Source organism: Saccharibacillus endophyticus (assembly GCF_013185185.1).
Lineage (GTDB): Bacteria > Bacillota > Bacilli > Paenibacillales > Paenibacillaceae > Saccharibacillus > Saccharibacillus endophyticus.
The window spans coordinates 206,738-232,797 of record NZ_JAAZWE010000002.1; the positions used below are offsets into that span (position 1 = coordinate 206,738).

Genomic DNA, 26,060 nt, shown 5'->3' on the forward strand with positions numbered 1-26,060 from the left:
TTTAGCATGCGAATCGTCATGGGCGCATGTTCCAAAAGAAAAGTTATCGAGCTTTGGCTTTGGCATCTTTCCGCGCTTTAAGCTTGGCTTCCAGCTCGCGTGCACGCCGAATATCCGCCTCCATATCTTCAAGCTGCCCTACAGGTCGATACACCGTAGATCCATGGCAGACCTCGATTCGTTCCGGATCAAGTTCCCGCACGATATCGAAAGCGCTGCGCATCGCCATTTCGGGGTCAGGCGTAAAGCGAGGCTGAATCAACTTGCCGCGCTTACCGTTAAATAAATCCCCGGCCAGCAGCACGTTCTCCCCTTGATGGAAATACACGACATGTCCCGGAGAATGCCCGGGCGTCCAATAGGGCGTTAACGATCCGTGAACAGCCAGTTCCTTGCTTTTCCCTTGAACAAGCGGAAGAGGCCGTAAAATCCCCTTTTCCACATGAACATGAGCTTTATCTTTGCCTGGATACGCGATTTCCCCTTCGGCATAAGGAATCTCTGCAGCATGCATATAGACCGGCACATCATGGACTCGCAAAATATTTTGAAGTCCGCCGACATGATCGGAATGTCCGTGCGTCAGCAGAATTTGCTTCAGCGGGCCTGCATTCATGCCTTCAATAGCTTTTAAAATCCCCTTGGTCATAAAGGACATCCCGGTATCTACCAACGTGACTCCGTCTTGTTCCGCCACGATCCATACATGGATCGGAAGCCCTACCCAGACGCCTACGCTTCGAATCGATTCCGTAATCGACTTAACCCCCATGCTTAATCGCTCCGTTCTTCTGATTATAAATAAGCCGCCCCTTGACCATAAGGGGCGGCTCCAAAGCTGTCAAGTTAACCGTTAGATTAGGAACGAACCGGGATCAGAGTCAGTTCGCTTAAACGGATCGGCCCGTGAAGCGTAATATGCAGCAGCGCCGGATTCTCGGATCGGGAAATCCCCTTGAGCAGCCGAGCATCCAGCGTGCTCCAGGTATTGATCCTGGAAGCCGCGACCTCTGCGCTTCCCAGCAGCTCTCCTTCTGATCCCTGGAGACGCAATTCGATGCGCCCTGCCGACTCCCCGCTTCGCACCCGCAGCTTCCAACCCGAAATTCCTTGCGAGAGATCGACATTCCGGAAAATCAACTCGCCCGGCGCGTCGGGGCGAACGGGAGCCGCCGCTGTTGCTCCGTGTTCGCCTTCATCCAGCAGAAGCTGCTCGTAATCATCAAAGTTCTCGGCACGGGTTGCCTCGTACAGATTGCGCGGCGGAACAAGTTCTCCGACGACGGTCACAGCCGTTTGCACACGGATATCCGATGACGACGAACCGATCAGCAGCGCATAGACGCCGGATTCGATGCAGAACCGATCTCTGGACACATCCCAGAAGGCCAACTCCCGCACAGGCAGTTCGAAGGCTACGGTCACGCTCTGCCCGGCCGGAACGCGGATACGTTCGAAGCCTTTGAGCTGCTTCAATGGGCGTTTGACCGAAGAAGCCTCTGCCCGAACATACAACTGCGGAACTTCTTCGCTGTCGATACGGCCCTTATTCGTCAGTTCGAACGTCACGCGAATCGTATCTTCCGCCGCTACAGATTCCTGCTCGAGAGTCGGCGCTCCGTAATCAAAACTGCCGTAAGTCAGTCCATGTCCGAACGGATACAAGACGTCGCCTTCGAAGTATTGATAAGTCTGGCCGCTTTTGATGATATCGTAGTCGAGCATAGGCGCCAGATCCTGTTCCGACTGATACCAGGTCATGCTTAGACGACCGGCCGGAGCCGTATTCCCGAACAAAATATCGGCCAGCGCCGATCCCATCTCCTGCCCGCCGTGCGCATTATACAGAATAGCCGGAACCAAGTCCGCGATTTCGCCCAGAGCGAACGGATAACTGCCCACGATCACGACAACCGTATTCGGATTGGCTGCATGCACGGCGCGAATCAAAGCTTCCTGACTCGGAGGCAGCGACAGCGAAGGCCGATCGATCTCTTCCTTGCCGTTAATATAAGGGCTGTTGCCTACGCAGACGATCGCGACATCGCTCAGACCTGCCGCTTCGGCTGCTTGAGCGATTCCGTCTTGTACAGTCTCCAATCGCAGCGGAGCAGCGGCATCCGCGCCTTCCGTGATCAAAGCCCGAAGCGTTTCCGTAGATGAACCCCAACCGATCGGAGCGCCGTTCCACTGACGCAGCGTGATCTCGCCGTCCAAGCCTGCTTCAAGATCGAACAGCTCTTTGACGAACCAGCCTCCGATATGCTCGGCCGAAGCGCCGATTGCCTGATCATCCTGCGCGCTGACAAATCGACCGTTGGCATGGGCGCGGAGCGTATGCTGCCCCCAACCCCAGCGGGTCAATTCAAGTAACGAGGCATCGGATGAAGCATCGGATTCCTCGGATTGAACGCCGAGAACACCTGTCTCATCACTGCGCACTCGAAGCGCTTTCCCGTCATTGGCGTCAACCAAGCGCACCGTATCGCTGCCTTCCGCATATCGAACGACTCCCTTCCGCTCTGCTGCATGGGTGCTCGTCAGTCCGGCGGCCGCCTGCTCGCGCAGCGCCATCCAGCGGGCGGGCTCATCCACGGCCGCAATCGCATCATTCGCTTCTTCTACGGTCAGCGCTTCTCTGGAATGCCGGGCTAGTTCGCCTGCCGAACCATAACCGCTCGCCTCTTCACTCAGCTTCGCTGCAATACCGTCCAAAATCGATACGCGATACGGCAAAGTTCCGCTGTACCAATCTGCCCAAACGGCGTCTGCGGTAGGTCCTGCAACCGCCGCGCTCTTCACCTCCGCGCGGCGCAGCGGCAGAATGCCGTCGTTCTTCAGCAGCACGACCGATTGCTCTGCAGCACGCTTGGCGAGCTCGGCATGTTCCGCAGCGCATAATACCGATTCCGGAATCTTCGCATACGGATTGTTTTCTTTCGGATCGAATTGCCCCAACCGGAAGCGTACTCGGAAAATGTTGATCAGTGCGCGATCCACGTCCGCTTCGACGATCAGGCGCCGCTCCAGCGCTTCGCGTGCCGCGGCAATCACCAGCTCCACGTCGTCGGTGAGGCAATCGACGCCCGCAAGCAGCGCGCCCGCCACCGATTCGGCATGCGATTCGTGATACTTGTGGAAGTTGACCGTCTGCGACAAATCGCCGCCGTCGCAGACGATAAACCCGTCCATTTTCCATTCGTCCTTGACGAACTTTTGCACATAAGGGCTTTCGATCGCCGGGGTGCCGTTGATCGAGTTGTAGGCGGTCATCATCGATAACGCACCGCCTTCTTCGAACGGAATACGGAACGCTTCCAGGTAATATTCGCGCATATTGCGCGGCGTTACGCTGGACGAACCGTCCAGACGCCCGACTTCGTTATTATTGGCGAAGAAATGCTTCAGCGTCGCCACCATTTTTAAATAAAACTCGTGCTCGCCCTGCATGCCTTGCGCCAGATTTGCCGTAAGTTTGCCCGTCAAATGCGGATCTTCCCCGTAAGCTTCTTCCGTGCGTCCCCAGAGCGGGTTCTTCTCCATATCGACCGTAGGCGCCCACAGTGTCAACCCATGCTTCTCCGGCGCGCTATGATGATAGGCTCTCGCCTCGTCCCCGATCACCGAGCCGATCTCGCGCAGCAGCTCCTTGTTCCACGTGGACGACAAGCCCATGGGCTGCGGAAACACGGTCGCGACGCCTTTCCATGCCACGCCGTGCGCAGCTTCGCCTCCGACCTTATAAGCAGGTATGCCCAGACGTTCTACCGCGGCTTGACGCGTCGGCAGCAGCGATAATTTCTCTTCAAGCGTCAACCGGGAAACCAAATCGCGAACCCGATCCTCCAGCGGCTTTTCGATATCCGAAAATAATTCCGTCATTTTCGTTCCTCCTTATGAATAAAGCGCTCTCATATTTTTGTCCGAAAAATATATCCGATCCTGCAAGCTCTGCTGCCGAGTGCAAGTTTTCGTTCCTACGCAAGCAGGGGTAAAGCTTCTCCTGTAAGGAAGAAGCTCTACCCCTTATATGCGTTCTTATTACAGCTTGACCGTTGCGCTGCCGCCTGTGAGCGTCAGCACGATTCCTTGCTCGCCAGCTTCTTGCGAAGCGCCTTCCACGCCTGCCGCCGACGTGATGCCGCGCAGTACGACTTTCACGTTTTGACCGCCGGAAACGTTGACTTTGATCTCGCCGCCGTTACGCACGGCGGAAGCTTCGACCAACTGCTTCGCGTCCAGACCGATCACGTTCGCCGAAGCCGTTTGGCCGTCTTCAAGCTCGAACAGATGCAGCGTTACGCCTTCCGCGTAATCGTAATCCGGCTTGTCGTCTTGAGCGCCGACAGCAAGCAGCGTGCCTTGTCTTACGAAGACCGGCAAGCTCATGAAGTCGTAGTTTTCGCTGTACCAGCGTCCGCCTTCCTTCACTTGACCGTCCAGCAGACCTGTCCACTTGCCGGCCGGCAAGTAGTATGTCACGTCGCCTTGCTCGTTGAAGATCGGAGCGACGAGAATCGAATCGCCGAACATGTATTGCAGATCCAGCGGCGCGCATGTCGGATCTTCCGGGAACTCCAAGAACATCGGGCGCATCATCGGAATGCCGCGTTCCGCCGATTCCGCAGCCTGGTTGAACAGGTACGGCATGAGCGAGTTTTTGAGTTTGGTAAACTTGCGCAGCACGTCCACCGCTTCTTCGTCGAACAACCAAGGCACGCGGTACGAGTCGCTGCCGTGCAGACGGCTGTGCGAAGACAGCAGGCCGAATTGTACCCAACGCTTGTAGACGTCGGCCGGAGCCGTTTGCTCGAAGCCGGAGATATCGTGCGACCAGAAGCTGAAGCCGGATACGCCGAGCGACAAGCCGCCGCGCAAGCTTTCCGCCATCGATTCGTACGTCGACGAGCAGTCGCCGCCCCAGTGAACCGGGAATTGTTGGCCGCCGACCGTTGCCGAACGGGCGAACAGGGCCGCTTCGTTTTTGCCGAGTTTGTTTTCCAGCACTTCGAAGACCGCTTTGTTGTATTGGAACGTGTAGTAGTTGTGCATTTTAACCGGATCGGAACCGTCGAAGTATGCGACGTCTTCTACCGGAATTCTTTCGCCGAAGTCCGTCTTGAAGCAGTCCACGCCTTGATCGACCAGTTCTTCAAGCTTGCTTTGGTACCATTTCACCGCAGCCGGGTTCGTGAAGTCCACGATGCCCATGCCCGCTTGCCACATGTCCCATTGCCAGACGCTTCCGTCTTTGCGCTTGAGCAGGTAGCCGTTTTCCATGCCTTCTTCGAACAGCACGGATTTTTCCGCGATGTAAGGGTTGATCCAGACGCAGATTTTCAGTCCTTTGTCTTTCAGGCGCTTGAGCAGGCCCGCAGGATCGGGGAAAACGTCCTTGTCCCATTCGAAGTCGGTCCACTGGTATTCTTTCATCCAGAAGCAGTCGAAGTGGAAAACGGACAGCGGCAGATCGCGTTCGCTCATGCCGTCGACGAAGTGGTTGACCGTTTCTTCGTCGTAGTTCGTCGTGAACGAAGTCGTCAGCCACAGGCCGAACGTCCATGCCGGCGGAAGCGCGGGCTTGCCGGTCAGCTTCGTGTAGTTATCGAGCACGTCTTTCGGAGTCTCGCCGCCGATGATGAAGTATTCCAGCGTTTCGCCTTCCACGCTGAATTGTACTTTCGACACGTTTTCCGAAGCGACTTCGAACGATACTTTTTCCGGGTGGTTCACGAATACGCCGTAGCCCTTGTTGGACAGGTAGAACGGAATGTTTTTGTACGACTGCTCGCTGCTCGTGCCGCCGTCTTCGTTCCAGATATCTACGGTTTGTCCGTTTTTCACGAACGGAGTGAAGCGCTCGCCCAAGCCGTACACGTATTCGCCGATGCCCAGATCGAGCTGCTCGCGGAAGTACGTTTTGCCTTGCGCTTTGTTCTCGATATGCGCCGCGCGGCGGAACGCGCTGCCTGTGAGACGACGAGTGCCGTAGTGGAACTCGGACGCGAAGCCGGTGTTGCGGTTGATGCTGACTTTCAGCTCGCCGCTTTGCAGCGCCAGCAGATCGTCGTTATTGGTAATCTGCACGTTCGTTTCCGAGCCGTACAGTTCGAATTCCGGAGTTTGTTTCACGCCGCCGGCGTGACGGTTCAAGCGGACGCGGATCACGTTCGGCATCGGCGAGCTGTATGTCGCTTTCAGCAGCGTCGCGTTCAGCGTATCGCCCCGTTTTTCTACTTTTTTCGTTGCCGCGTATACCGTGAAGGAATCGTCCTTCTGTACGACGTCGCGAATATCAACCGGGTTTTGCAGATTGTATCCGTCGCGGACCATCCAATATCCATCAGTAAATTTCATTCGTAATAAGCCCCCTTGGCAGTTGTCGAATGCCTTCGGCGTTCTTGTCCGATCGCCGTGACTACGTTTATAATGATATTGATCTTTAAAACAATTTTCTTCCGCTATTTTGATATAAAATATCAATATTTTGACCATAACCTCAAAAAACACTCATTTATCGACCACTATTTGGAAACGATTTCATATTTGAAGCCGAAAAGAAGGAGAACCCCTCATGAACCGTGCTTTATTAAAGGAAGAACGCATCCACGGCAATCCTATGTATCCGGTCAGTTCTTATGTCATGGAAGACCTCGATTACACCACCATTATGGACTCCCACTGGCATGAAGAGATGGAATTCACGATCGTTACGCGCGGCACCATCAGCTTCCAGATCGGCACCGAATATCACGAAGTGCAGACGGGCCAAGCCATGTTCGTTCACGGCGGCGAGCTGCATGCGGGCAGACGGATCGGGGACGAAGCTTGCGCATTCTCGGCTGTCGTCTTCGACGGAGAGTTTTTATCCAGCCGCGGCTACGACCATCTGCAGGAGCAGTTTATCGAACCTTTGCTGCAAAAAAAATCGCTTCCCCCTTCCCATATCACCGGACAGGAACCGTGGGAACGCGAGATTTTGCAGCTGATCGCCGCGATCATCGAAGACAACGAACGCTCTGCTCCCGCCTACCAATTAACGACCAAAGCCAGACTGTATCAGATTTTCGCGCTGCTGCAAGGTCATATGCGGGAAAACGTCCCGACGGCAGCCGGCGGCGATCTTGAGAAAATCGAGCGTTTAAAAAAGGTGCTGGGCTACATGCACAAGCACTACGCGTCTCCGATCAAACTGGGCGACCTCGCGGAGCTGCTGGATATGAGCGAAGGCTACTTTTGCCGCTTTTTCAAAAGCATGGTCCACAAAACGCCTGTCGACTACCTCAACCGCTATCGCACGCAGCAAGCCTGCCGACTGCTCGAAACCAGCGGTCATAAAATCGTCGAGATCGCGATGGAGGTCGGATTCGACAATTTGAGTTATTTTATTTCGGTATTCAAGCAGCATCAAGGATGCACGCCTTCGCAGTACCGGAAACGACTGGAGAGCGCTTCCGGATTGGTGCAGCATTTTTGAACATTTCCGCCGCAAAACCGCTTCTCAGCGCTTCGCGATATGCCGCTTGCGATACTGCAGCGGACTCATTCCGTAGTAGTGCACGAACTGCCGGGTAAAAAAATCAGGCGAATTGAAGCCGACGCTCAACGCGATCTCCGTAATCGGATGCGGCGTATAACGCAGCAGTTTCTCCGCCTGCTTCAAGCGAAATCCGTTCAAAATGGCGATGATCGAATCTCCGACTTGCTCTTTGAACAAATGGGATAACCGGGAAGGCGACAGATGCACAAGGCGGGCCAGGTCTTCAATCGCGAAATTTTCCGAAAAATCGTGCGCAAGAAGATCCAACACTTCCTTAATCCGCGGGTCGAGGGTTCGCCGCTCCGCACGCAGACCGGCCAGCAGCAAAATGATTTCTTCCAGCGCGTTCAGCATCAGCTCTTCCCGAAAATCTCCCGCCGCATCGAACCGGTAAGCGAGGATCCGGCGGAACGCTTTTTCCGCGGCTTCCCGGCTGCGCGAATCCTCGATCCGCACCTGATCGATCGCTCCGTTACCGGAATCCGACGGCAGCCAATCCAACCAGGACGGCCGCGGCGTATAATGAGCCCAGATTTTTTCCCATACCTCGCCTTCGTTCGTAAAATAATAGTGCATCGTACCCGGAGGAATCAGCGTTACCGTACCTGTCGAACAATGCAGCGCGCCCTCTTCTTCGGTTTGTACCGTTCCTTTGCCGGATAACGTGTACATGATCAACCAGTCCTTGGTGCCTTCCGGGCGGTAACAGACGTAATCGTCGGACATGCGATAATGATCCGCGACCAGCACGCCCGGCAAATGCGTATAAGAGCCGTCTGTCGGCACAACTGGGATATCCGCTTTTTTCAAAACTCGCTCTCTCCTTCCCGATGCGACAACGACGAACTGTAGGCCAAAATGGCTTGATGCAAAAAAGAAGCAAACCGACCCTCTTCTCCTCCGAACGTATCGAAAAACGTGCGGAATCGGTTATCGCCCGCATAGTTTTCCGCCACGTGTATCAATAACTGCGGCGTAATCTCCATATACGTTCCTAGAGCGTCCGCCCATTCCGCAACCCGAAGCTGAACGTCGGGAGAATCGGGCGCCTTTTTTATCAGGGAAAAAAGTTCGGCGAACGCGCGGTTCATCCGCTCTTCGGCTTGTTGCAGATGCGACTCGCGTTCGCCATGCGGTCGCTGCTCCAAGTCCTGCATGCGCTGCTTATAAACGGCATACGCTTGCGTGTCTCCGTAGATCAGCTCCGCCTCGCGATCATATTGCTCGCGCAGCGCGGGACCCGGCATTTCCGGCGACCGGGGCCCGAAGATCGTTCCGGCTTCCAAATACCGGTCGAAGTCATGCAAGGCGCGTTCCAGCCGATTCTTTTTATCCATCAACCGTTCACGATGCTTATGCAGCGCTTGTCGGCGTTCCGGTTCGGGAAGCTCCAATACAATCGCAATATCTTCAAGGCGCAAGCCCGTTTCTTTTAAAAAAAGAATGATCTGGAGCCGTTCCAGATTAGCACGATCATACAAGCGGTATCCGTTCTCCTTCACCTTCGCGGGCTTAAGCAGACCGATTCGGTCGTAATGATGCAGCGTTCGCGCCGTCGTGCCCGTGATGTTTACAACCTCATGTACCGTCAACAACGCTTTCGGCATGCCAATAATCCTCCGTGGCCCTCAAAATTTCATCCGCGCTTTTTAAAGTAGCCTGTTCGATACTGTCTCCGGTTTTGCGCAAATAATGCCGAATCAGATGATAGCCGCAGGCATAACCGGCTCCGTAAGGCAGACCTGCAGGACTCATGCCTTGCAAGGCGGCGATCTCGTCCCCGTATAGACGCGGCGCGATATTGTCCCAACCTTGAATGTGCAGCGAAGGCTTCAGCATCGGTTTGATTATGCGGTTCAGCGTCTGCATATCCGTTTTGGATACCCAGGGTCCCAGCCGTTCTTCCCCGCAGCGCGAAACGGCAAAGTTCTCCGCCAACCCTTCGCTCACGATCAGTTCGGCAAGCGTCACGTTCATGTCCCACCGGATAAACTGATACCGCACATTATGATTGCATTCATGCGCGAGAGCGGCCGTGATTCGCGGCAGCGTATAAGCGTTCGGAGTCAGCACCGTCAGGATATGACCCGGAATGCCTCCGTCTCCCGAATATCCTTCATTGATTCGGAGCAGCTCGCTGCTTGCATTGCCGAGCAGAACCGTAAACACAACCTTCTGCACCGGAAGCGCTATTCCCTGCTGCTCGAAAGAAGAAAAGCTGTCGCTCACGACCTTTTCGCACGCTGCCCAAAATTCGTCGGACGAAATTTCGTTCACCTGCGCCAGCGCCGATTCGTCGATCTCATTCGCGGGCAGATACATCAGATCGTTCAGCATTAGTACGTCGAAGCCGCCGGGCGGGTCAGAGCGAAACGGAATCTGTTGAATCTCCCATTTTCCTTTGAACGGAGCCAGCATCTGTTCCCGGTAGGCTTCTCTTTTCTCGTTCTGCGGCAGCTGCATGATTCGGCGGTAAACCTTGTCGGAACGCAGCGTTGTAATCTTCATCAAAATCTCTCCTTTTGGTCCGTTTATAAGCTACGTTAAACTATGACGCAGCGTCAAAGTCAACATCGGGTAGATCGACAACAAGGCGGTATGCAAAAAAAGGCCGTCCGGGAAATTCCCGAACAACCTTTTGAAGATATCCAATCGTTGCGATCCGCTTTACATTTTCCATTCACAGGTTCAATGAACTTCATATAACTCCGAATCCACGCCCGTCACGAACGGACTCACGTCCCCCGCCGCATACAAATGCAGCACGTGCATCGCCCGCGTGCATGCGGTATAAAACAGCTTGCGTTCGGATTCGCGCGAATAGCGCTCGGCCGAAGCATTGTGCAGCAGCACCGCGTCGAATTCGATTCCTTTGGCCAGGTAAGCCGGAACGATAACCGTCCCTTTTTCGAATGCCGGCGTGTTTTTCGTGATCAACCGCGTGTTCAATCGGTCTTTTAACCGCTGATGCAGCTCGTTGCATTCGCTTTGCGTTTTGCAGATGATCGCCGTGTAATCGAGCCCTTGCTTGCGCAGTTCTTCGATATCGGCGGCGATCGCCTCTTCCATCCCCGTAACGGAATCTTCGGCGAATCGGTGCAGCACCGGCTTTTCCCCGCTGCGCGTAAACGCAAGAATGTCTTCGCCTTCCGGCAGCATGGCTTTGGTGAATTCGGTGATCTCGCGCGTTGAACGATAGCTCCGCGTCAAGCGCAGCACCATGCTTTCTTCGCGGCCGTACAGATTCAGCAGCGGATCGTAGTCGTCCAGCGCCGAATCGTGACCGTAGATCGCCTGATTGAGATCGCCGAGCGCCGTCATGCGGGCACGCGGAAACAACCGCTTGAGGAATTCGAGCTGGAACGGCGTGTAGTCCTGCACCTCGTCGACGATGACGTGACGAATCGCCGTATTGGTGATAAAGCCTTGCAGCAGCTCCCGAAGAAGCAGCAGCGGCGTGGCGTCTTCGAACATCAGCTCCGACTTGGCGATCCGATCTTGCGTCTGGCGCGAAACTTCATGCCACATCGCCGGAAGCGGACGCCCACCGGACAGCTTCATAAACAGGCTTTCGTCTTTGTACAAACGGCGATACATCCCTTTGACATCGACGAAGCGTTGACGTTTGATCCATTTGCGCACTGGCTTCAGCCAATCGTTCACGATCATGCGCGCCGCAGCTTCGCGCTGTTGATCGAAATCGTCGAACGTGTCGGCCGCTCCTTTTTGCTTGCGGCGCATCAGGTTGTACGCCCGGTGCAGCGCGCTGGAGTCGAGCAGTTGAATCTGATCGTCCACCCATTCTTCGTCGCGCTGGCTTTTGCCGTATTCGCTGACTTCTTTGATCAGCCACTTGCTCATCTGTTCGATCCGGCTCGGAATTTTGACGGTAGGATCGAATTCATAGAACCGGCGGCGCATGTCTTCGGCAGACACGATCTCATGACCTTGAAAACGAATCGGACGGAACATCATTTCGCGCTCCGACAAATATTCGCGATAAGCCCGGATTACCTCCAGGTAATCCAGCGAGGACTTGTAGCGGATGCCTGCCAATCTCGCTTCATACTCCCCGTCTTCCGATACGTCTCCGCGCAGCAAATATTCCAGTTGATCGAATGCATCCTCCAGCTCGAACTCGCGGCCGATTCGACGTTCCAGATACGCTTGGAACGTCGTTTGCAGCATGTTTTCTTCGCCGAGTTCCGGCAGCACGGTCGAGACGTAGCTGTTAAACAGCGAGTTGGGCGAGAACAGGACCAGCTGATCGGCGCTGAGCGTATCCCGGTAACGGTACAGCAGATACGCTACGCGCTGAAGCGCCGCCGATGTTTTGCCGCTGCCGGCCGCGCCCTGAACGACCAAAAGCCGGCTTTGCTCGTTGCGAATGATGGCGTTTTGCTCGCGCTGTATCGTGGACACGATGCTTTTCATTCGGTCGTCCGCGCTTTGGCTCAATACTTCTTGGAGCAGCTCGTCGCCGATGGTCATCCCCGTATCGAACATGACGCGGATTTTGGCATCGCGTATCACGTACTGCCGTTTCAATTCCATCTCGCCTTCGACGCTGCCGCCCGGCGTACGATACGAAATCGCGCCCGGCGATCCGTCATAGTATAGGCTGGAGATCGGCGCGCGCCAGTCGTAAATCAAGAAGTCCTGCTCGTTGTCGTCCAGCAGCGACGCGATGCCCAGATAGATCGGCTCCGTGACGCTCTCGTCCGCTTCGCGGAAATCGATCCGGCCGAAATAAGGCGAATGCTGCAATCTGCGCAGCTTGCCGAGTTGGGAAAAGGCGCGCTTATGCCCGAATTCCCGCTCCGCCAATACCTGAGATTGCTGACGCATGCTGGTCGACGTCTCGCCCAAATCGTCCGGTTCGGCGAAGTTCATCGTAACCTCATCCCAAAATTCTTTGCGCAAACCGACGACGTCGCCGCGCATCTCGCCCACCTGGGCTTCCAGACCGCGAATACGGCGTCCGATCTTGGTTGTTACGTCATCGACGCGCTCTTGCTCCCGTTTCCACTCTTGATCCGTGATTTCCATTATGATATCCCCCTGTGCTTGATCGCGATCCCGATTTATCAACATGAAATTTATGGATTTAATGTAATTTTAATATAAACTTCAAATAAACAGAATTTTATTGTACGCCTGCGCTCCGATGAAATCAACTCGATCAAGACATTTCGTATTCGAAAACGATTCGTCAGGCGGTATGTTTTCTCCTAATTATAGAATACCGGAAAATCCGCCCGCAGAAAAAGGGAAGGAGCACCGTTTTCCGGCCGTTCCTTCCCTTTGTTTGCATTCGGATCCGAATTTCAGGCTGCTTGCGAAGCCATTTCCCGACAAACTTCAGCGCATCGTTTGCACTGCTCCGCGCAGCGGCGGCAGTGCTCCATATCGTGCTTGGCGCATTCGTCGCCGCAATCCTGACAAATTCGGGCGCAGAGTCCGCAAATTTGCGCCGCGTACGCACTGTTTTGCGTCATCGCTTTCGCGGCGAATTCGCACATATCCGCGCACATCCGATCCAGGCGGATACATTCTTTCATCATCGCCACATCTTTTTCCTGCAAACAGGCGTCATAGCAGGTATTGCACGCTTCCATGCATTTCAGGCATTCGTCGATACATCGGCGCATTTCTTCTTTCGTCATCACGTTCTCCTCCTTTATGTCAATCCGAAGTAAAGTCGTCTTCTATCATTACCCCGGGGCTTTTTGCATAAACGGGATTTTCGAAGGTTTACGATTTGGGATTGCGCCAATTTTTCGGATTCAGCCAGTGCGTCCACGGCTTCGGCGCATTCCGTTTGCTGTCGCCGTAATGCTCGACCAACCGGTTAAGGCGCTCCAACTGATAGCCGTAGGCTTGGATTTCGGCGGCTACGATCGACAATCGCATCGTGCTGCCTTCCTGCTGCTGCATATATTCTTTCATGGCCTGCGAGAAGCGTTCATTTTCTTCTTCGAGGTTTTGCCAAGGTAGGTCGTCCGGCTTCAGCTTGCCCTCGAACTTCAATAATACGTGCTCGTGATACTTGATCATGTACTCCAACTGGTCGTCGAACAATTTGTCGAGCAGCAATGTTCTTGCCGTAGGGAAATAATGCTCCTCGACCGCCTCCACGACCTCTGTTCCTTTGCGCAACGTATGCAGCATTTGTTTGTAAACGACGAGATGGCGGCTTTCCGTATAGGAAGGACGTCTGCGTTTATGTTGATCCTCTTCCAGCAGATTATACTTTTCCGTCAACGACTGGATCGAACCTTCCAACGCTTTTTGTTCGTCGCGGAATACATTTTCCTTGATCTCGTCCGAGACAGCCGTACGCATCAGCAGCGAAAGCTGGCTGAACGTCGATTGGATCTGACCGATAAACTGCTCGCGCGGCTTCGGCGGCAGAACAACCACATTAATGAAGAAAGCCGAAAAAATCCCGATGACGCTGATCAGGAAGCGATTGAGCGCAAAACCCAAATCTCCCGACGCTTCCATAACGGAGATGACGGTCACGAGCGTCAGTCCGATCGTGTCGGCGCGCTTCATCTTCAGGCAGATCATGATGACCACAATACAGGTTAATCCGACCGCGATCGGTTCGCTGGACAACAGTCGTCCCGCCGTAACCGCAATAACGGCCCCCAACGTATTGGTCAACAATTGATCGAGAAAATACGTCCATGACTTGTAAATGGTAGGCTGCATGGCAAAAATAGCCGCAATCGCAGCGATGACGGGCGGCGTCAGGTTGAGCAGCGTCGTCAGATATAGAGCCAGGGTTACCGCAATCCCCGTTTTCAGCATGCGTGCGCCGAAATTCACGCCGATTCCTCCTTTGTTCGTACGGGTCGATTCCCCCATATTACCCGTTATCGGGGCGGTGCTACACATTAGGTGTGTACGCAAACTTGCTCCGAACGATCGCTTGATTTCTTAGTATAACCGTTCCCTCCCCGTCGACGCAAAGGCCCGATAAAAATCCGAACAAAAAAAGGGGACCGCAGCGCTCGTTAGCGCCCGCGGTCCTGAATATATATTTCTAAGGGGGTTGTAGGTATAGAATAAACACGAAAGCTTAAAACAAACTGAAAATCAGATTTCAGTTGTGTTACAATAAGTTGCCATGTGTTGTCATGAACGAAAAGACGAAGGAGAAATAAACGTTTTGGAACAAAAAACTTCCATTTACGAAACGATAGAGTTATGTCTGCTGGCTGGAAAAGTCATGCTTCAAAGCGGCGCCGAAACCTACCGGGTCGAAGATACGATGGTACGGATCGCCACGGCTTTCGGGTTGACCGAAAGTCATAGTTACGTGACGCCGACCGTCATCATGTTCTCGACCAGCGGGGAACAGCCGGCCAAGCTGATCCGCATCGAAGAACGCACGACCGACCTGAATAAAATCGCCGAAGTGAATGCCATTTCCCGTCAAATCGCATCCGGTGAATTATCGGCGCGCGATGCCAAAACCTTGCTGCTCCAAGCGGAGTCGGCACCGTTCGGTTATAAGCTTCCCGTTCAGATCCTCGCCGCCGCGCTGACCAGCGCTTGCTTCCTGATTATGTTCGGCGGCAGTTGGCCCGACTTTCCTGCCGCTTTTATCGCGGGCGGGGCGGGACTCGCCGCGTCCGTCTGGCTGCACCGGATCGTACAGGTCAAGTTTTTCGCGGAATTCTCCGCGGCTTTGTTAGTGGGACTGCTGGCTCTTCTATTCATTTGGGGCGGGTTCGGATATGAATTCGACCGGATCGCGGTCGGTTCCGTCATGCCGCTCGTGCCGGGTTTGCTCATTACTAACGCGATTCGCGATCTGATGGCAGGCCATCTCGTATCCGGCATTTCCAAAGGGGCAGACGCTTGCCTGACGGCTTTCGCCATCGGCGCGGGCATCGCCGTCGCTTTAATCTTTTTCCATTAGGAGGATAAACGTCAATGTGGGCTCATTTTTTGACTAGTTTTTTTGCCGCCGCCTCATTCGTGATCCTGTTCAATGCGCCGAAAAAGTCGCTTTTTCACTGCGGCCTCGTCGGAATGCTCGGCTGGGTGCTGTACGTGTTCATACGCGGCGAGATCGGGGAAGCGCCCGCGACGCTCGCCGCTTCGCTGCTCGTCGGCATTTTGTGCCAGTTGTTCGCGAAATTTTACCGGACGCCGGTGATCATCTTCAGCGTCGCCGGCATTATCCCGCTCGTTCCCGGCGGCATGGCGTACAACGCGATGCGACGCTTTGTCGAGAATCGGTATGACGAAGCGCTCCAGATCGGCGCGCAGACATTGATGATCGCGGGCGCGATCGCGGCAGGCCTTGTACTGTCGGAAGTATTGAACCAGATGCTGCGCCGTCGGCCGAAAACCGTCTGACCCCGCTTGATCGCATCGGGAATCGAAACGCGGCGAATAATCAGTCGCGAAGGACATCCGATGCCGAAACGAAAAAGCCTGTCCGCGACTGCTATGCGGATAGGCTTTTTTACATGCTCTCGGCTCGACATCATACGATGGAATATTCGGCGAGATTTCGATCACGGAAGCTTGCCTCCGACGGATGCACGGTTACCTTTGTCCGCTTCCCGCGTAAGGAAGCACGCGGACCGGCGTCGTCTTGAAGCCGGGCATTTTGCAGTTCGGGTCCAGATCGGGCAGCGTTGCGCGGTTGACGTTCTGGATGCCTCCCCAATGCATGGGAGCGAATACCGTATCTTCGCGAATCTTGTCGGTCACCCGGCCGCGCGCGTAGAACTCTCCGGCTTCGGATACGACTTGCACCCAGTCTCCGTCGCGGATTTTCATTTTTTTTGCGGCGGCGGGATGCAGTTCCAGGAAGTTCGCGACTTCCCGTGCTTCCAGCGTCGGACTTCGATGCGTCTGCACGCCCGTCAAATAATGCGCCAACACCCGGCCGTTCGTCAGCAGCAGCGGATAATCGGCGGATACGGCTTTGGCGTCCGCTTCTTCCTGCTCCGGGGACGAAAAAACCGCCAGGCCGTCTACGTGGCCGAACGTCTTTTCGAACATCAATCCGCTGCCCGATTCCTGTTCCCCGCACGGCCAGTATATGCCTTCTTCCCGGCGGAGCCGCGCGTACGTGATACCGGAATAGTCGGCGCGCCCGCCGCGGCTGGCAGCCCGCAGCTCGTCGAAAATCGATTCGGCCGAATCGAAAGAAAACAGGTCGCCGCTGCCCAACCGAGCTGCCGCGTCGCACAGGATCGCCCAATCGTGCCGGCATTCCCCCGGAGCAGGACGCGCCGCTTCGCGCAGCAGAACGCGACCTTCCAGGTTCGTCAGCGTGCCTTCGTTCTCCATGTACGAAGTGACCGGAAGCACGACGTCGGCCAGCACCGCGGTTTCCGACAGGAACATGTCCGCCACGATCAGCCCGTTCAGCTTCTTCAGCGCTTCTTCGACCAACGAAACGTTAGGATTGGAAACGATCGGATTCGAACCCATCACGAACAACGTGCGAATTTCGTTCCGATGGATTTTTTCCATCATCTCGTACGCGGATACTCCGGCTCTCGGAATGCGGTCCGGGTCCACTTTCCAGACGGAAGCGACATATGCCCGATCGGCTTCGTTTTCGATCGAGCGGTACCCGGGCAGTTGATCGGCTTTTTGTCCGTGTTCGCGTCCGCCTTGGCCGTTGCCTTGCCCCGTGATCGCGCCGTACCCGCAGCCTTCCCGCCCGATCTTGCCGGTGGCGAGTACCAGGTTCAAGAACTCTCGAACCGCCAGATGCCCGTCCGTCTGCTGTTCGACGCCTCTCGCCGTCATGATCATGCCGGTGCGGGCGCTTCCGTACAAGATCGCCGCCCTGCGGATCGCTTGTTCGTCCACGCCGCAAATCCGCGCCGTTTCGGATAACGGCATCTGCCGAAGCGCGCGCTGTTTCAATTCGTCGAAGCCCCGCGTTCTTTCGGCAATGAACGCTTCGTCGATCAGGCCTTCTTCGATCAATACGTTCAGCATGCCGGACGCAAGCGCGGCGTCCGTGCCGGGACGGATCGGAAGATGCAGATCCGAAGCGGCCGCCGTCGCGGTGGCGCGGGGATCGATCACGATGATGCAAGCCCCGTTTTCGCGCGCCCTGTTGAAGTAGGGCATCAGCGTGGGCTGGCATTCCGCCACGTTCGTGCCGGCCAACACGATGCATTCCGCGCGCGGAATATCCGACAACCGAAACGTCAGCCCGCGATCGATGCCGAACGTCTTGCTGCCTGCGGAAGCCGCCGCGGACATGCAAAACCTGCCGTTGTAGTCGATATATTTCGTCCCGAGCGCAAGTCGGGCGAATTTGCCGAGCAAATACGCCGATTCGTTGGAAAGCGACCCTCCGCCGTAAACGCCGACGGAGTCCGGCCCGTACGCCTCGGAAGAGGAAGCCAGCAATCCCGTCGCCGCCGTCAGCGCCTCTTCCCAAGTCGCGCGGACTAATTTCCCATCCCGCCGAATCATCGGGTGCAACAACCTTTCCCGACTCAGCGCATGTTGATGCGCGTTCTGGCCTTTGACGCAGAGCCGGCCTTCGGAAGCGGCGTTGTTTTCTCCCCGCGCGCTGATTTCGGGGCGTTCATTCTTTTCTTCGAGGCGTTCCAGCCTGATCTTGCACTGCACGCTGCAAAATGGACATTGCGTGCTCTTCGAGAAAAACGGGACGTCGAGGGATAGACTGCCGAGCGAAGCGCCTGACATGGTAATTCCTCCTGTTCGATCATTCGATTTTTTCATGGATTCAATTTATGGCGGGCACGGACTGCGTTTGCCGTTCGAAGCGATCGGCGAGCTGCTCGCGAAGCCCGCGGTCGGATAACGTCTCCCGAACAGACCGCAGACCCGCCCGGGCGAACCATTCCCAGAGCGCTTCGCCGTAATAGGCGTCTTCGCGGTATAACTGAAGCAGCGCTTCGCCGAAAACCGCGGCTTCTTCCGCGTTGTTCGCGATGCCGATCAATTCCCCTTGGCGGACCGGATGCTCCGCATGCCCGCCGGCGTATAGCTCCCAGCCCGCCGGACAGCGCTTCAGTCCGATATCGCGGACCAGGACGCCCGAAGGATATCCGGGCCCGTCCGACACGGCCGCTTTGATCGAAGCAGGCAGCGTGGCGGCTTTCCAGCGCGCGTTCCACCTGCTGCCGATGCTCAGAGCTTCGCTCGGCGGCATCGATCGACCGTCGGGCCCCGCCGTATGCACGACAGCTTCGGCTCTCGCATGATTACGGATTCGGCCGTACGGTTCAGCTTCATTCTTCGACAGGCCTCCGCTTACGTAATACAACACGGCCGGCCGGCAAACTTCGCAGCCTTCCGCCCATTTTTTCTCCGGCACCAGCCTCAATTCGCCCAAGTCGACGGAAGCTTCCGAAGGCAGAGCACGCAGTGCTTCTCGCGCAGCGGCTTTAAGCCCGGCTTGGCCGAACGGCATGCAGTCGCACAACGCCTCTTCGATCGGTTCTTTCTCTTTTGCCTCCGTCTTTGCAGACGAGACGCCGCCCGATTTGGCGTACTCGACGAGCGCGGCGACCATCGGTCGGCAGCCGCCGCAGGAACCGGAAGCGCCCGTAGCCTGCTTGACGCCGTCGGCGGTAGAGGCTCCTCCGCCCGTCACCGCCATCAGGATCGCCGCTTTGGTTACGTCGTTGCAGGCGCATACCTTATCTTCGTCGGGCAGCGCGGCCGCGGCTTCCTGCGCGCCGCTTCGACTTTGTTCGCCGCAACCGGAAGGCAGCGCCGCAACAAAGGCTTCATTCCGGATCAGCTTCAGCAGCGCGCCGGATTCGGAGGTGTCTCCGTACAGGATCGCGCCGGCGATCCTGCCTTCTCTCATCGTCACTTTCCGGTAAACGCCGCGGATTCCGTCTTCGCTCCGCTGCGCGACGTCGACGGCTTCTTCGCGGATATCGCCCGCGGAAAACACATCCACGCCGGAAACTTTGAGCTGCGCATATACCGTCGAACCTTTGTACGGCTCCGACGGCTTATCGCATAATCTTCGCGCCAATAATTTGGCCTGCTCGTAGAGCGGAGATACGAGACCGTAAGCGATTCCCCGGTGTTCGGCGCATTCGCCGATCGCATAAACGCCCGGAACGTTCGTCCGGAGATCATCGTCGACCACGATCCCGCGGTTGACGATGATCCCGCTGGCCGAAGCCAGCGCGGTATTCGGCTTAATCCCTACCGCCAGAACGACCAGATCGGCTTTTGTCCGGCTTCCGTCGGCAAACAGCAGACCTTTCGCTCGTCCTACGCCGGTGATGCTTTCGGTAACGGCATTCAAGCGAAAAGTCATGCCTTGCTTTTCCAATTCCCGCCGCAGCATGCCCGCCGATGCGTAATCCAACTGGCGGTTCATAAGAAAAGAAGCATTGTGGATCACTTCCGCTTCCATGCCGAGATTAAGCAGTCCCCGGGCCGCCTCCAATCCGAGCAGGCCGCCTCCGATGACCGCGGCTCTGCGTCCCGTCTCCGAAGCGCGGATCATGGCCGAACAGTCTTCGAGATTCCGGAACGAGATGACGCCTTTTTTCTCGACGCCCGGTATAGGCGGAACGAAAGCGGAGGAACCAGTCGCGATGATCAAGCGGTCCCAAGGGATTCTAAGCCCCGATGCCGTCTCGACCTCTTTGCGTTCGCCGGCATGAATACGCGTCGCGCGTTCGCCGGTATATAAAGCGATGCCATGTTCGCGGTACCATTCGTACGGATTGAGCACGATCTCGTCCATAGAAGCGCTGCCTTGAAGAACTTTGGACAGCAGGATGCGGTTGTAGTTGGGATGGCGTTCTTCCCCGATTACCGCAATCTCGTAACGCTCGGCGTCCAGTTTCAATACTTCTTCCAAACAGCGGATGCCTGCCATGCCGTTGCCGACCACGACCAACCTGAGTTTTTGCTTGAGCATGCTTCATCCCTCTCTTATCCATCCAGATTCGTCGTTTCTTATAAATGCGGACATAAAAAGCCTACTTTCTTTCGCGCGGAAAGAAGAGTAGGCTGCGCTGCCGATGCGATGCGGTACACCGTTGTACCGAATGACTATTCACAGATTAGGCGATGAAACTATGGAAGTCAATATATATGTAATTTAAAATAACATAAAATGATAACTATTTATTGATTATATCCTTGTTAGATCAGCTTTACTATAAATTTAATTAAATTTTGTGAGTTATATTGACATTGTTTATTTTAATTTTTATACTTTGCTTATTCCGAGGCCGCACAACGATGTACGGTCTTTATCCGGCAACGAGGCCGCGATTCGTCCTTTCCTTAACTTAGGGCGAATTGCGGCCTTTTTCGGATTTCATGGCGCATTCGACGTTCACGGCGGAACCTATTACTCTGTATCAGGTTAAATAGCGGGTTTACGTTTGGCCGAAATGCACGCGGGTCTAGTGCGTTTCGGACGAGCGTAACCTTACCTTCATTTGATACAGAATACTATTCGCGAGGAGATGAGAGAAGATGGAGACACAGAAGACAAGCTTTTGGAAAAGCGGGCACACCCCGACGTTGTTCAGCGCCTTTTTGTATTTCGACATGAGTTTTATGGTGTGGGTCATGCTCGGCCCGTTGGCCGTCGTGATCGCGGCGGACTATCCGATGGACCCGATGCAAAAAGCTCAGCTCGTGGCGCTTCCGATCCTCGGCGGTTCCATTTTGCGATTGGTGCTAGGCGCGCTGACCGATTACATAGGTCCGAAATTGACCGCGCAAATCGGCATGCTTCTGACTCTGGTTCCTTTGATTATCGGATGGCAGTTCGTGCAATCGCTCGATCAACTGTATGTCGTCGCGATCCTGCTCGGCGTAGCCGGCGCTTCATTTGCAGCCGCACTTCCTTTGGCCGGGCAATGGTATCCCAAGGAACATCAAGGCTTGGCAATGGGAATCGCCGGGGCCGGCAATAGCGGAACCGTATTGGCCACCTTGTTCGCCAACCGGATCGCCCAGCATTTCGGCAGTTGGGAAATCGTATTCGGCCTGGCTATCATCCCGATCTCCGTCGTATTCGTCTTGTTTACCCTCTTCGCCCGCAATAGTCCCCACCGTCCCGCTCCGAAAAAGCTGTCCCAATACGCGTCGGTACTGCGTCAGGGAGACGCTTGGGCATTCTGCTTGTTTTACGCCGTCACGTTCGGAGGGTTTATCGGACTCGCCAATTACCTGACGATTTTCTTCAATGCCCAGTACGGGCTGTCGGCGGTCCGGGCAGCCGACTTCACGACGTTATGCGTCATCGCGGGCAGCTTTTTCCGGCCGCTTGGCGGGTTCCTCTCCGATCGATTAGGCGGAATCAAAATGCTGACCGTCTTGTACGGCGGAGCCGGCGTCATGTTCGCGTTGATCGCGACAATGCCTCCCCTGGCTATGGTGATCGTGATCCTGTTCGTCGGCATGATGTGTCTGGGTGCCGGTAACGGAGCGGTATTCCAGCTTGTTCCTCAACGCTTCGGCAACGAACTCGGCTTGATGACCGGAATCGTCGGAGCGGCCGGCGGCTTGGGCGGATATGCCCTGCCGATGCTGCTCGGCAAGCTGTATCAGGTGACCGGAAGTTATACGCCGGGCTTTATCGGCCTCAGCGTCATCGTGCTGATCGCACTCGGACTGCTGACGGTCATGCAGATGAAATGGCGCACGACCTGGGCTTCCGCCGCTCCGATCGCACCGCTGCCGGGAAGATTGGAGTCCTGAAGCGATTCTGCGAAAAAACGAAAAGGCCTTTCCCGAATTCTCTTCGGGAAAGGCCTTTTTTGTTCATCGAGGGAGCAGACCTGCTCGCGGTTTGCTTCGCCGGACTAAACGCCGACCTGCAGCAAGGCGAGACCGGTCGGCAAACTCAAGCTTCCTCTCTCGCAATCATCCCGATCAATCCAGGCAGCCACTCGTCCAGCTTGCGGAAAACAAACCCCTGCTGCTCGGCTTTCGAGGTATCCATCGCCCAATCGTCCGGGATGCCGAACGGCGAAGCCTCGCTGTCCGGACCTTCCGGCAGCACGATGACCGATCCGCCCGTCTCCCGATCGATTGCCGCCAATAACTCGCGCAGCTTGGGCTTGCCTGCCGACGCCGCGTTGAACGGTCCGGTTACGCCGCTCTCGCCCAGCCATTTCAAAAAATCCGCCGCTTCTTCTTCATGAATGAAACAGATTCGGGCCTCGGTATTCGGCATCACGAACGAGACGCCGTTTTTGATGCGATCCACATGGAAATGCAGCCGCTTCGTATAATCGTTCGGGCCCAGCACGATAGGGAACCGCACCGCAGACGCCGGGAAAGAGGCTTCGCGGAAAAATACCGCTTCGGCTTGGGCTTTGCCTTCCCCGTAAGGAACTTGGCCGACCGGACTTGGCGGCACTGCAAGCGCGGAGGTGTCCACCAGACTTTCCTGCATATCGGCCGAACCGGTTCCGTACACCGACAAGCTTGATGTGAGTACATAATGACCGACTTTGCCCTCGAAGACGCGAATCGCGGCACGTGCTTCATCGGCCGTGTAACAGATATTGTCGTACACGACGTTAAAACGGCGACCTTCCGTCGCGGCGGCCAACGCTGCCTCGTCGGTACGGTCCACCTTGATTCGCTCCACCCGATCTCCGAAAGAATCTTCCGTGTTTCCTCGAGTCGCGATCGTCACCGCATGTCCGGCTTCAAGCAGCTTGTCCACCAGAACCTTGCCGAAAAAACGCGTGCCTCCCAATACCAACACATTCTGCGTCACGATTTAAGCCCTCCCCTTCGCCTGCCAAAAGTCGTATCGCCGCGTATTCGATCTCTTCTGCGGCTGCTACGTCACTCAGCATAATGCAATCGCCAAGCGAATAAAACCCCTCATGTGCTGACCGTCAGGCCGTCGAGAAAATCCAACGGACTTTAGGCCGTGTTTGAAAACTCCCTAATCAGCGCGTTACGCTCTTTTCCCCGTCGAGAATTCCGCGCACTTCCGCAAGCGTCGGCAATCCTTCCCAGTCTCCTTTGAATTGAGTCGCCATCGAACCGAGCAGATTCGCGCGGTGCAGCGCTTCATGCAGCGCCTCCTCGCCCAGGCCGCCCGAGATTTCTTCCCGATGATCAAGCAGCACGGACAGCAATCCCGAAGCAAAAGCATCTCCCGCGCCGACGGTATCGATCAGGCGATCCACCGCGAACGGTTCCGCCCGCACCGAAGCTTTTTCCGTAAAACCGATCGAGCCTTCCGCGCCCAGTTTCATCGCCACAAGCTTCGGCCCCATATTCAGGAAAGCTTCGCCGTAGGCCTCGATCTCAAGCTTGCCCAGCAAAAATTCCGCTTCTTCGTCGCCCGGCATAAAAATATCGCATAGCGGAATCAGCGACAGCAGCGTTTCTCTCGCCGTCTCTTCGCTCCACAGCTTGCGCCGCAAATTCGGATCGAACGAGACGGTCAAGCCTTTTTCACGCGCCGACTCCATCAGTTTCCGAGTCGCGGCCGCCGTATGGTCGCCGAGCGCGGGCGTAATGCCCGTCACGTGCAGATGGCCGGCGCCTTCAAGCCATGCTTCATCGACCATCTCCGGCGAAAGCCGGCTTGCAGCCGAGCCTTTGCGGTAATAATAAACGGCCGGATCGCCGTAACGCTTGAAGTCTTTGAAATAAACGGCGGTCGGCGCCTCGTTATCGCGAACGGCATGCGACACGTCCACGCCTTGACCGGACAACGTGGTCAGCACCAAATCGCCGAACGGATCGCTGCCGAGCCGACCTACCCAGCGCGTTTTTTTGCCCAGTCTCGACAGCCCGATCGCCACATTGGACTCTGCGCCTGCCAGCGATTTGGTGAATAAAGGTTCGTATTGCAATGCTCCCTGGTTATACGATTGAAACAAAATCATGCTTTCCCCGAGCGTGACCACGTCTACCCGATTATCCTGCATCTTTGTTTGCCTCCTCCCGGTATCCACCGCCGCCTTCCACCTTCCGCTTCAGCGTATACCTGCCTTTTTTGTATGCGTTATCATCAAGCTTCTTCCAGTTTACGCGCTAACTCCCCTGCGAACAAGCTTATTACGTCACACATTGGCTGTCGCTTTCCGCAGACTGTTATAATGAAAGAACGTTTAAGGAAAAGAGGGTTATTATGGCATTCGGCATCAACAGGCAAGAACTCTCCCGCTGGAAAGCATCCGTCGAGCGCGGCGAGATCGCCTACCTGACGCATTTCTGGCTCGATCCCCGTTTTCCCGGCATTACCTCGGTGACCAAAGTCGGCTGCTCCGATCTGGACCGCCTTGCGCGCTGGTGTCTGGACAACGGGCTCAGCCCCGACTATATTCATCACCGCGACCGTTATCCGCATTTTGATCTTATCGGCTCCAAGCAGGCGGAGATCTTGCGGCGCGAAGGTCTGCTGGATCAGCTGCACCGATTCGTAGAACGCAAAAACCATGGCCAATAAGCTTGATAGGCAGGAGATATTGGACGCCGGCAACTCCCTTCGGTACAGTAAAAGACATGAATCGGCTCAGGGCGTGCGTTACACGCTGCCGATAGGTCAAAAAGGATAGGTGGGTGTCCGGTATGTCGTCTTCTTTCGTGTCTATTCTTGTTCAAGTCTTCGTTCCGCTCGCCTTCCCTGTCGTTGCGGGTATCCTGCTTAAACGAATCAAAAGCCTCGATACGAAGCCTTTGTCCGTCGTCGCACTCTATCTCCTCAGTCCGTCGATCATCTTCACTACGCTGCTTGACGCGCAGGTGTCGGCGGAAGATATCGGGATCACGGTATCGTTCAGCTTTATCAATCTGCTGACCATGTGGGGCGTTTCCGTGCTGCTTGGACGCCTGCTGAAGCTTGGAGATTCGGAAAAGTCGGGACTTACGCTGGTCGCTTCGTTCACCAACTGCGTCAATTACGGCCTTCCGCTCGTATTGCTGGCTTTCGGACAGGCGGGACTCGACAAGGCGGCCGTTTATATCGTGCTTCAAATCATCATCGTGAACACGATCGGCGTCTTTTTCGCGGCAAGGTCTCATTTCTCCGTCAAAAAAGCAGGGTTAGCCGTGTTGAAACTGCCTGCCTTGTACGTTGCGGCGCTGGCCGGACTGCTGCGTTTGAGCGGAACCGCTCTGCCGGAATCGTTCGCCACAGGCATTGATCTGCTGGCAGCCGCGTATTCTCCGGTCGTGCTGGTCATCCTGGGCGCGCAAATGGCAAGCCGTGCCGGCGGCGAATGGGAACCTCGGCTGCAGCGAGCTTTTCAAGCGGGACTCGCCCTTCGCTTGGCTATCGCTCCGCTGCTCAGTTGGCTGACCTTGACCCTGTTGGGCGCGGATCGGCTTCTGCTCGGCGTGCTGCTGGTGCTGGCCTCGATGCCGACAGCGGTGAACGCGGTTATTCTGGCCGAACAGTTCAATGCGTCGCCCAAATTCGTTTCGCGCTGCATTTTATGGACAACCCTCGCTTCGTTCGTCGTGCTGCCCGTACTTATCTTGTTCGCCGGTACGAATGCGTGAATATGCAACGCAAAAACATCCTTCGAAT

19 protein-coding genes are annotated in these 26,060 nt (G+C 55.7%); 6 read left to right on the forward strand and 13 right to left on the reverse strand.

Features of this window, described 5'->3' with window-relative positions; all coding sequences use genetic code 11:
• Positions 1-43 precede the first annotated feature (43 nt).
• The 3 genes from HRQ63_RS06830 to yicI all read right to left on the reverse strand — a co-directional run bounded on the left by HRQ63_RS06830 (position 44) and on the right by yicI (position 6,357).
• Entirely contained in the window at positions 44-772 is a 729-nt protein-coding gene (locus HRQ63_RS06830; RefSeq protein WP_172241099.1) for an MBL fold metallo-hydrolase, read from the reverse strand.
• Between the two features lie 86 nt (positions 773-858).
• Positions 859-3,882 (reverse strand): glycoside hydrolase family 3 C-terminal domain-containing protein, encoded by a 3,024-nt coding sequence (locus HRQ63_RS06835; protein WP_172241102.1) that lies wholly within the window; start codon positions 3,880-3,882, stop codon positions 859-861.
• A gap of 159 nt (positions 3,883-4,041) precedes the next feature.
• Entirely contained in the window at positions 4,042-6,357 is a 2,316-nt protein-coding gene (gene yicI / locus HRQ63_RS06840; RefSeq protein WP_172241105.1) for an alpha-xylosidase, read from the reverse strand.
• 217 nt (positions 6,358-6,574) lie between these two features.
• Between yicI and HRQ63_RS06845 the strand changes: the two genes are divergently transcribed.
• Positions 6,575-7,477 (forward strand): helix-turn-helix transcriptional regulator, encoded by a 903-nt coding sequence (locus HRQ63_RS06845; RefSeq protein ID WP_172241108.1) that lies wholly within the window; start codon positions 6,575-6,577, stop codon positions 7,475-7,477.
• 24 nt (positions 7,478-7,501) lie between these two features.
• Here HRQ63_RS06845 and HRQ63_RS06850 read toward each other — a convergent pair whose 3' ends face one another.
• The 6 genes from HRQ63_RS06850 to HRQ63_RS06875 form a co-directional block, all read right to left on the reverse strand.
• The gene (locus HRQ63_RS06850; RefSeq protein WP_229714264.1) at positions 7,502-8,350 is read right to left on the reverse strand and encodes a helix-turn-helix domain-containing protein; all 849 of its coding nucleotides are present in this window, start codon (positions 8,348-8,350) and stop codon (positions 7,502-7,504) included.
• Positions 8,347-9,147 (reverse strand): MerR family transcriptional regulator, encoded by an 801-nt coding sequence (locus HRQ63_RS06855; protein WP_172241111.1) that lies wholly within the window; start codon positions 9,145-9,147, stop codon positions 8,347-8,349. Before HRQ63_RS06855 ends, HRQ63_RS06850 begins: the two co-directional genes overlap by 4 nt.
• Positions 9,119-10,048 carry a DUF2268 domain-containing putative Zn-dependent protease gene (locus HRQ63_RS06860; protein ID WP_172241114.1) on the reverse strand — a complete coding sequence of 310 codons (930 nt, stop codon included), beginning with the start codon at positions 10,046-10,048 and terminating at the stop codon, positions 9,119-9,121. The genes HRQ63_RS06855 and HRQ63_RS06860 overlap by 29 nt, the downstream gene beginning before the upstream one ends.
• A gap of 180 nt (positions 10,049-10,228) precedes the next feature.
• Complete coding sequence (helD, locus tag HRQ63_RS06865; protein ID WP_172241117.1) at positions 10,229-12,589, reverse strand: RNA polymerase recycling motor HelD; 2,361 nt, start codon at positions 12,587-12,589, stop codon at positions 10,229-10,231.
• A gap of 278 nt (positions 12,590-12,867) precedes the next feature.
• On the reverse strand, positions 12,868-13,206 hold the full coding sequence (locus tag HRQ63_RS06870; RefSeq protein WP_172241120.1) for a four-helix bundle copper-binding protein: 339 nt from the start codon (positions 13,204-13,206) through the stop codon (positions 12,868-12,870).
• An 88-nt stretch (positions 13,207-13,294) separates the two neighbouring features.
• On the reverse strand, positions 13,295-14,374 hold the full coding sequence (locus HRQ63_RS06875) for an FUSC family protein (RefSeq protein WP_172241123.1): 1,080 nt from the start codon (positions 14,372-14,374) through the stop codon (positions 13,295-13,297).
• 403 nt (positions 14,375-14,777) lie between these two features.
• Between HRQ63_RS06875 and HRQ63_RS06880 the strand changes: the two genes are divergently transcribed.
• Together HRQ63_RS06880 and HRQ63_RS06885 are read left to right on the forward strand one after the other, a co-directional pair.
• A complete protein-coding gene (locus tag HRQ63_RS06880) occupies positions 14,778-15,473 on the forward strand; it encodes a threonine/serine exporter family protein (RefSeq protein WP_229714289.1) in 696 nt (231 codons plus the stop codon).
• A gap of 14 nt (positions 15,474-15,487) precedes the next feature.
• On the forward strand, positions 15,488-15,916 hold the full coding sequence (locus HRQ63_RS06885) for a threonine/serine exporter family protein (protein ID WP_172241129.1): 429 nt from the start codon (positions 15,488-15,490) through the stop codon (positions 15,914-15,916).
• A gap of 192 nt (positions 15,917-16,108) precedes the next feature.
• Here the strand turns inward: HRQ63_RS06885 and HRQ63_RS06890 are convergent, their stop codons facing one another.
• Complete coding sequence (locus tag HRQ63_RS06890; RefSeq protein ID WP_172241132.1) at positions 16,109-18,247, reverse strand: molybdopterin oxidoreductase family protein; 2,139 nt, start codon at positions 18,245-18,247, stop codon at positions 16,109-16,111.
• A gap of 40 nt (positions 18,248-18,287) precedes the next feature.
• Positions 18,288-20,456, reverse strand: a complete 2,169-nt coding sequence (locus HRQ63_RS06895) for an FAD-dependent oxidoreductase (RefSeq protein ID WP_172241135.1) — start codon at positions 20,454-20,456, stop codon at positions 18,288-18,290.
• 566 nt (positions 20,457-21,022) lie between these two features.
• Here HRQ63_RS06895 and HRQ63_RS06900 point away from each other — a divergent pair.
• Positions 21,023-22,255 (forward strand): nitrate/nitrite transporter, encoded by a 1,233-nt coding sequence (locus HRQ63_RS06900; protein ID WP_172241137.1) that lies wholly within the window; start codon positions 21,023-21,025, stop codon positions 22,253-22,255.
• A gap of 145 nt (positions 22,256-22,400) precedes the next feature.
• Here HRQ63_RS06900 and HRQ63_RS06905 read toward each other — a convergent pair whose 3' ends face one another.
• Positions 22,401-23,285 carry an NAD-dependent epimerase/dehydratase family protein gene (locus HRQ63_RS06905; RefSeq protein ID WP_172241140.1) on the reverse strand — a complete coding sequence of 295 codons (885 nt, stop codon included), beginning with the start codon at positions 23,283-23,285 and terminating at the stop codon, positions 22,401-22,403.
• A gap of 178 nt (positions 23,286-23,463) precedes the next feature.
• On the reverse strand, positions 23,464-24,456 hold the full coding sequence (locus tag HRQ63_RS06910; RefSeq protein WP_172241143.1) for a sugar kinase: 993 nt from the start codon (positions 24,454-24,456) through the stop codon (positions 23,464-23,466).
• A 203-nt stretch (positions 24,457-24,659) separates the two neighbouring features.
• On the opposite strand from HRQ63_RS06910, the gene HRQ63_RS06915 reads away from it, so the two are divergent.
• Positions 24,660-24,977, forward strand: coding sequence for a hypothetical protein (locus HRQ63_RS06915; protein WP_172241146.1), 318 nt, complete (start codon positions 24,660-24,662; stop codon positions 24,975-24,977).
• A gap of 122 nt (positions 24,978-25,099) precedes the next feature.
• On the forward strand, positions 25,100-26,032 hold the full coding sequence (locus tag HRQ63_RS06920; RefSeq protein WP_172241149.1) for an AEC family transporter: 933 nt from the start codon (positions 25,100-25,102) through the stop codon (positions 26,030-26,032).
• Positions 26,033-26,060: the final 28 nt, after the last annotated feature.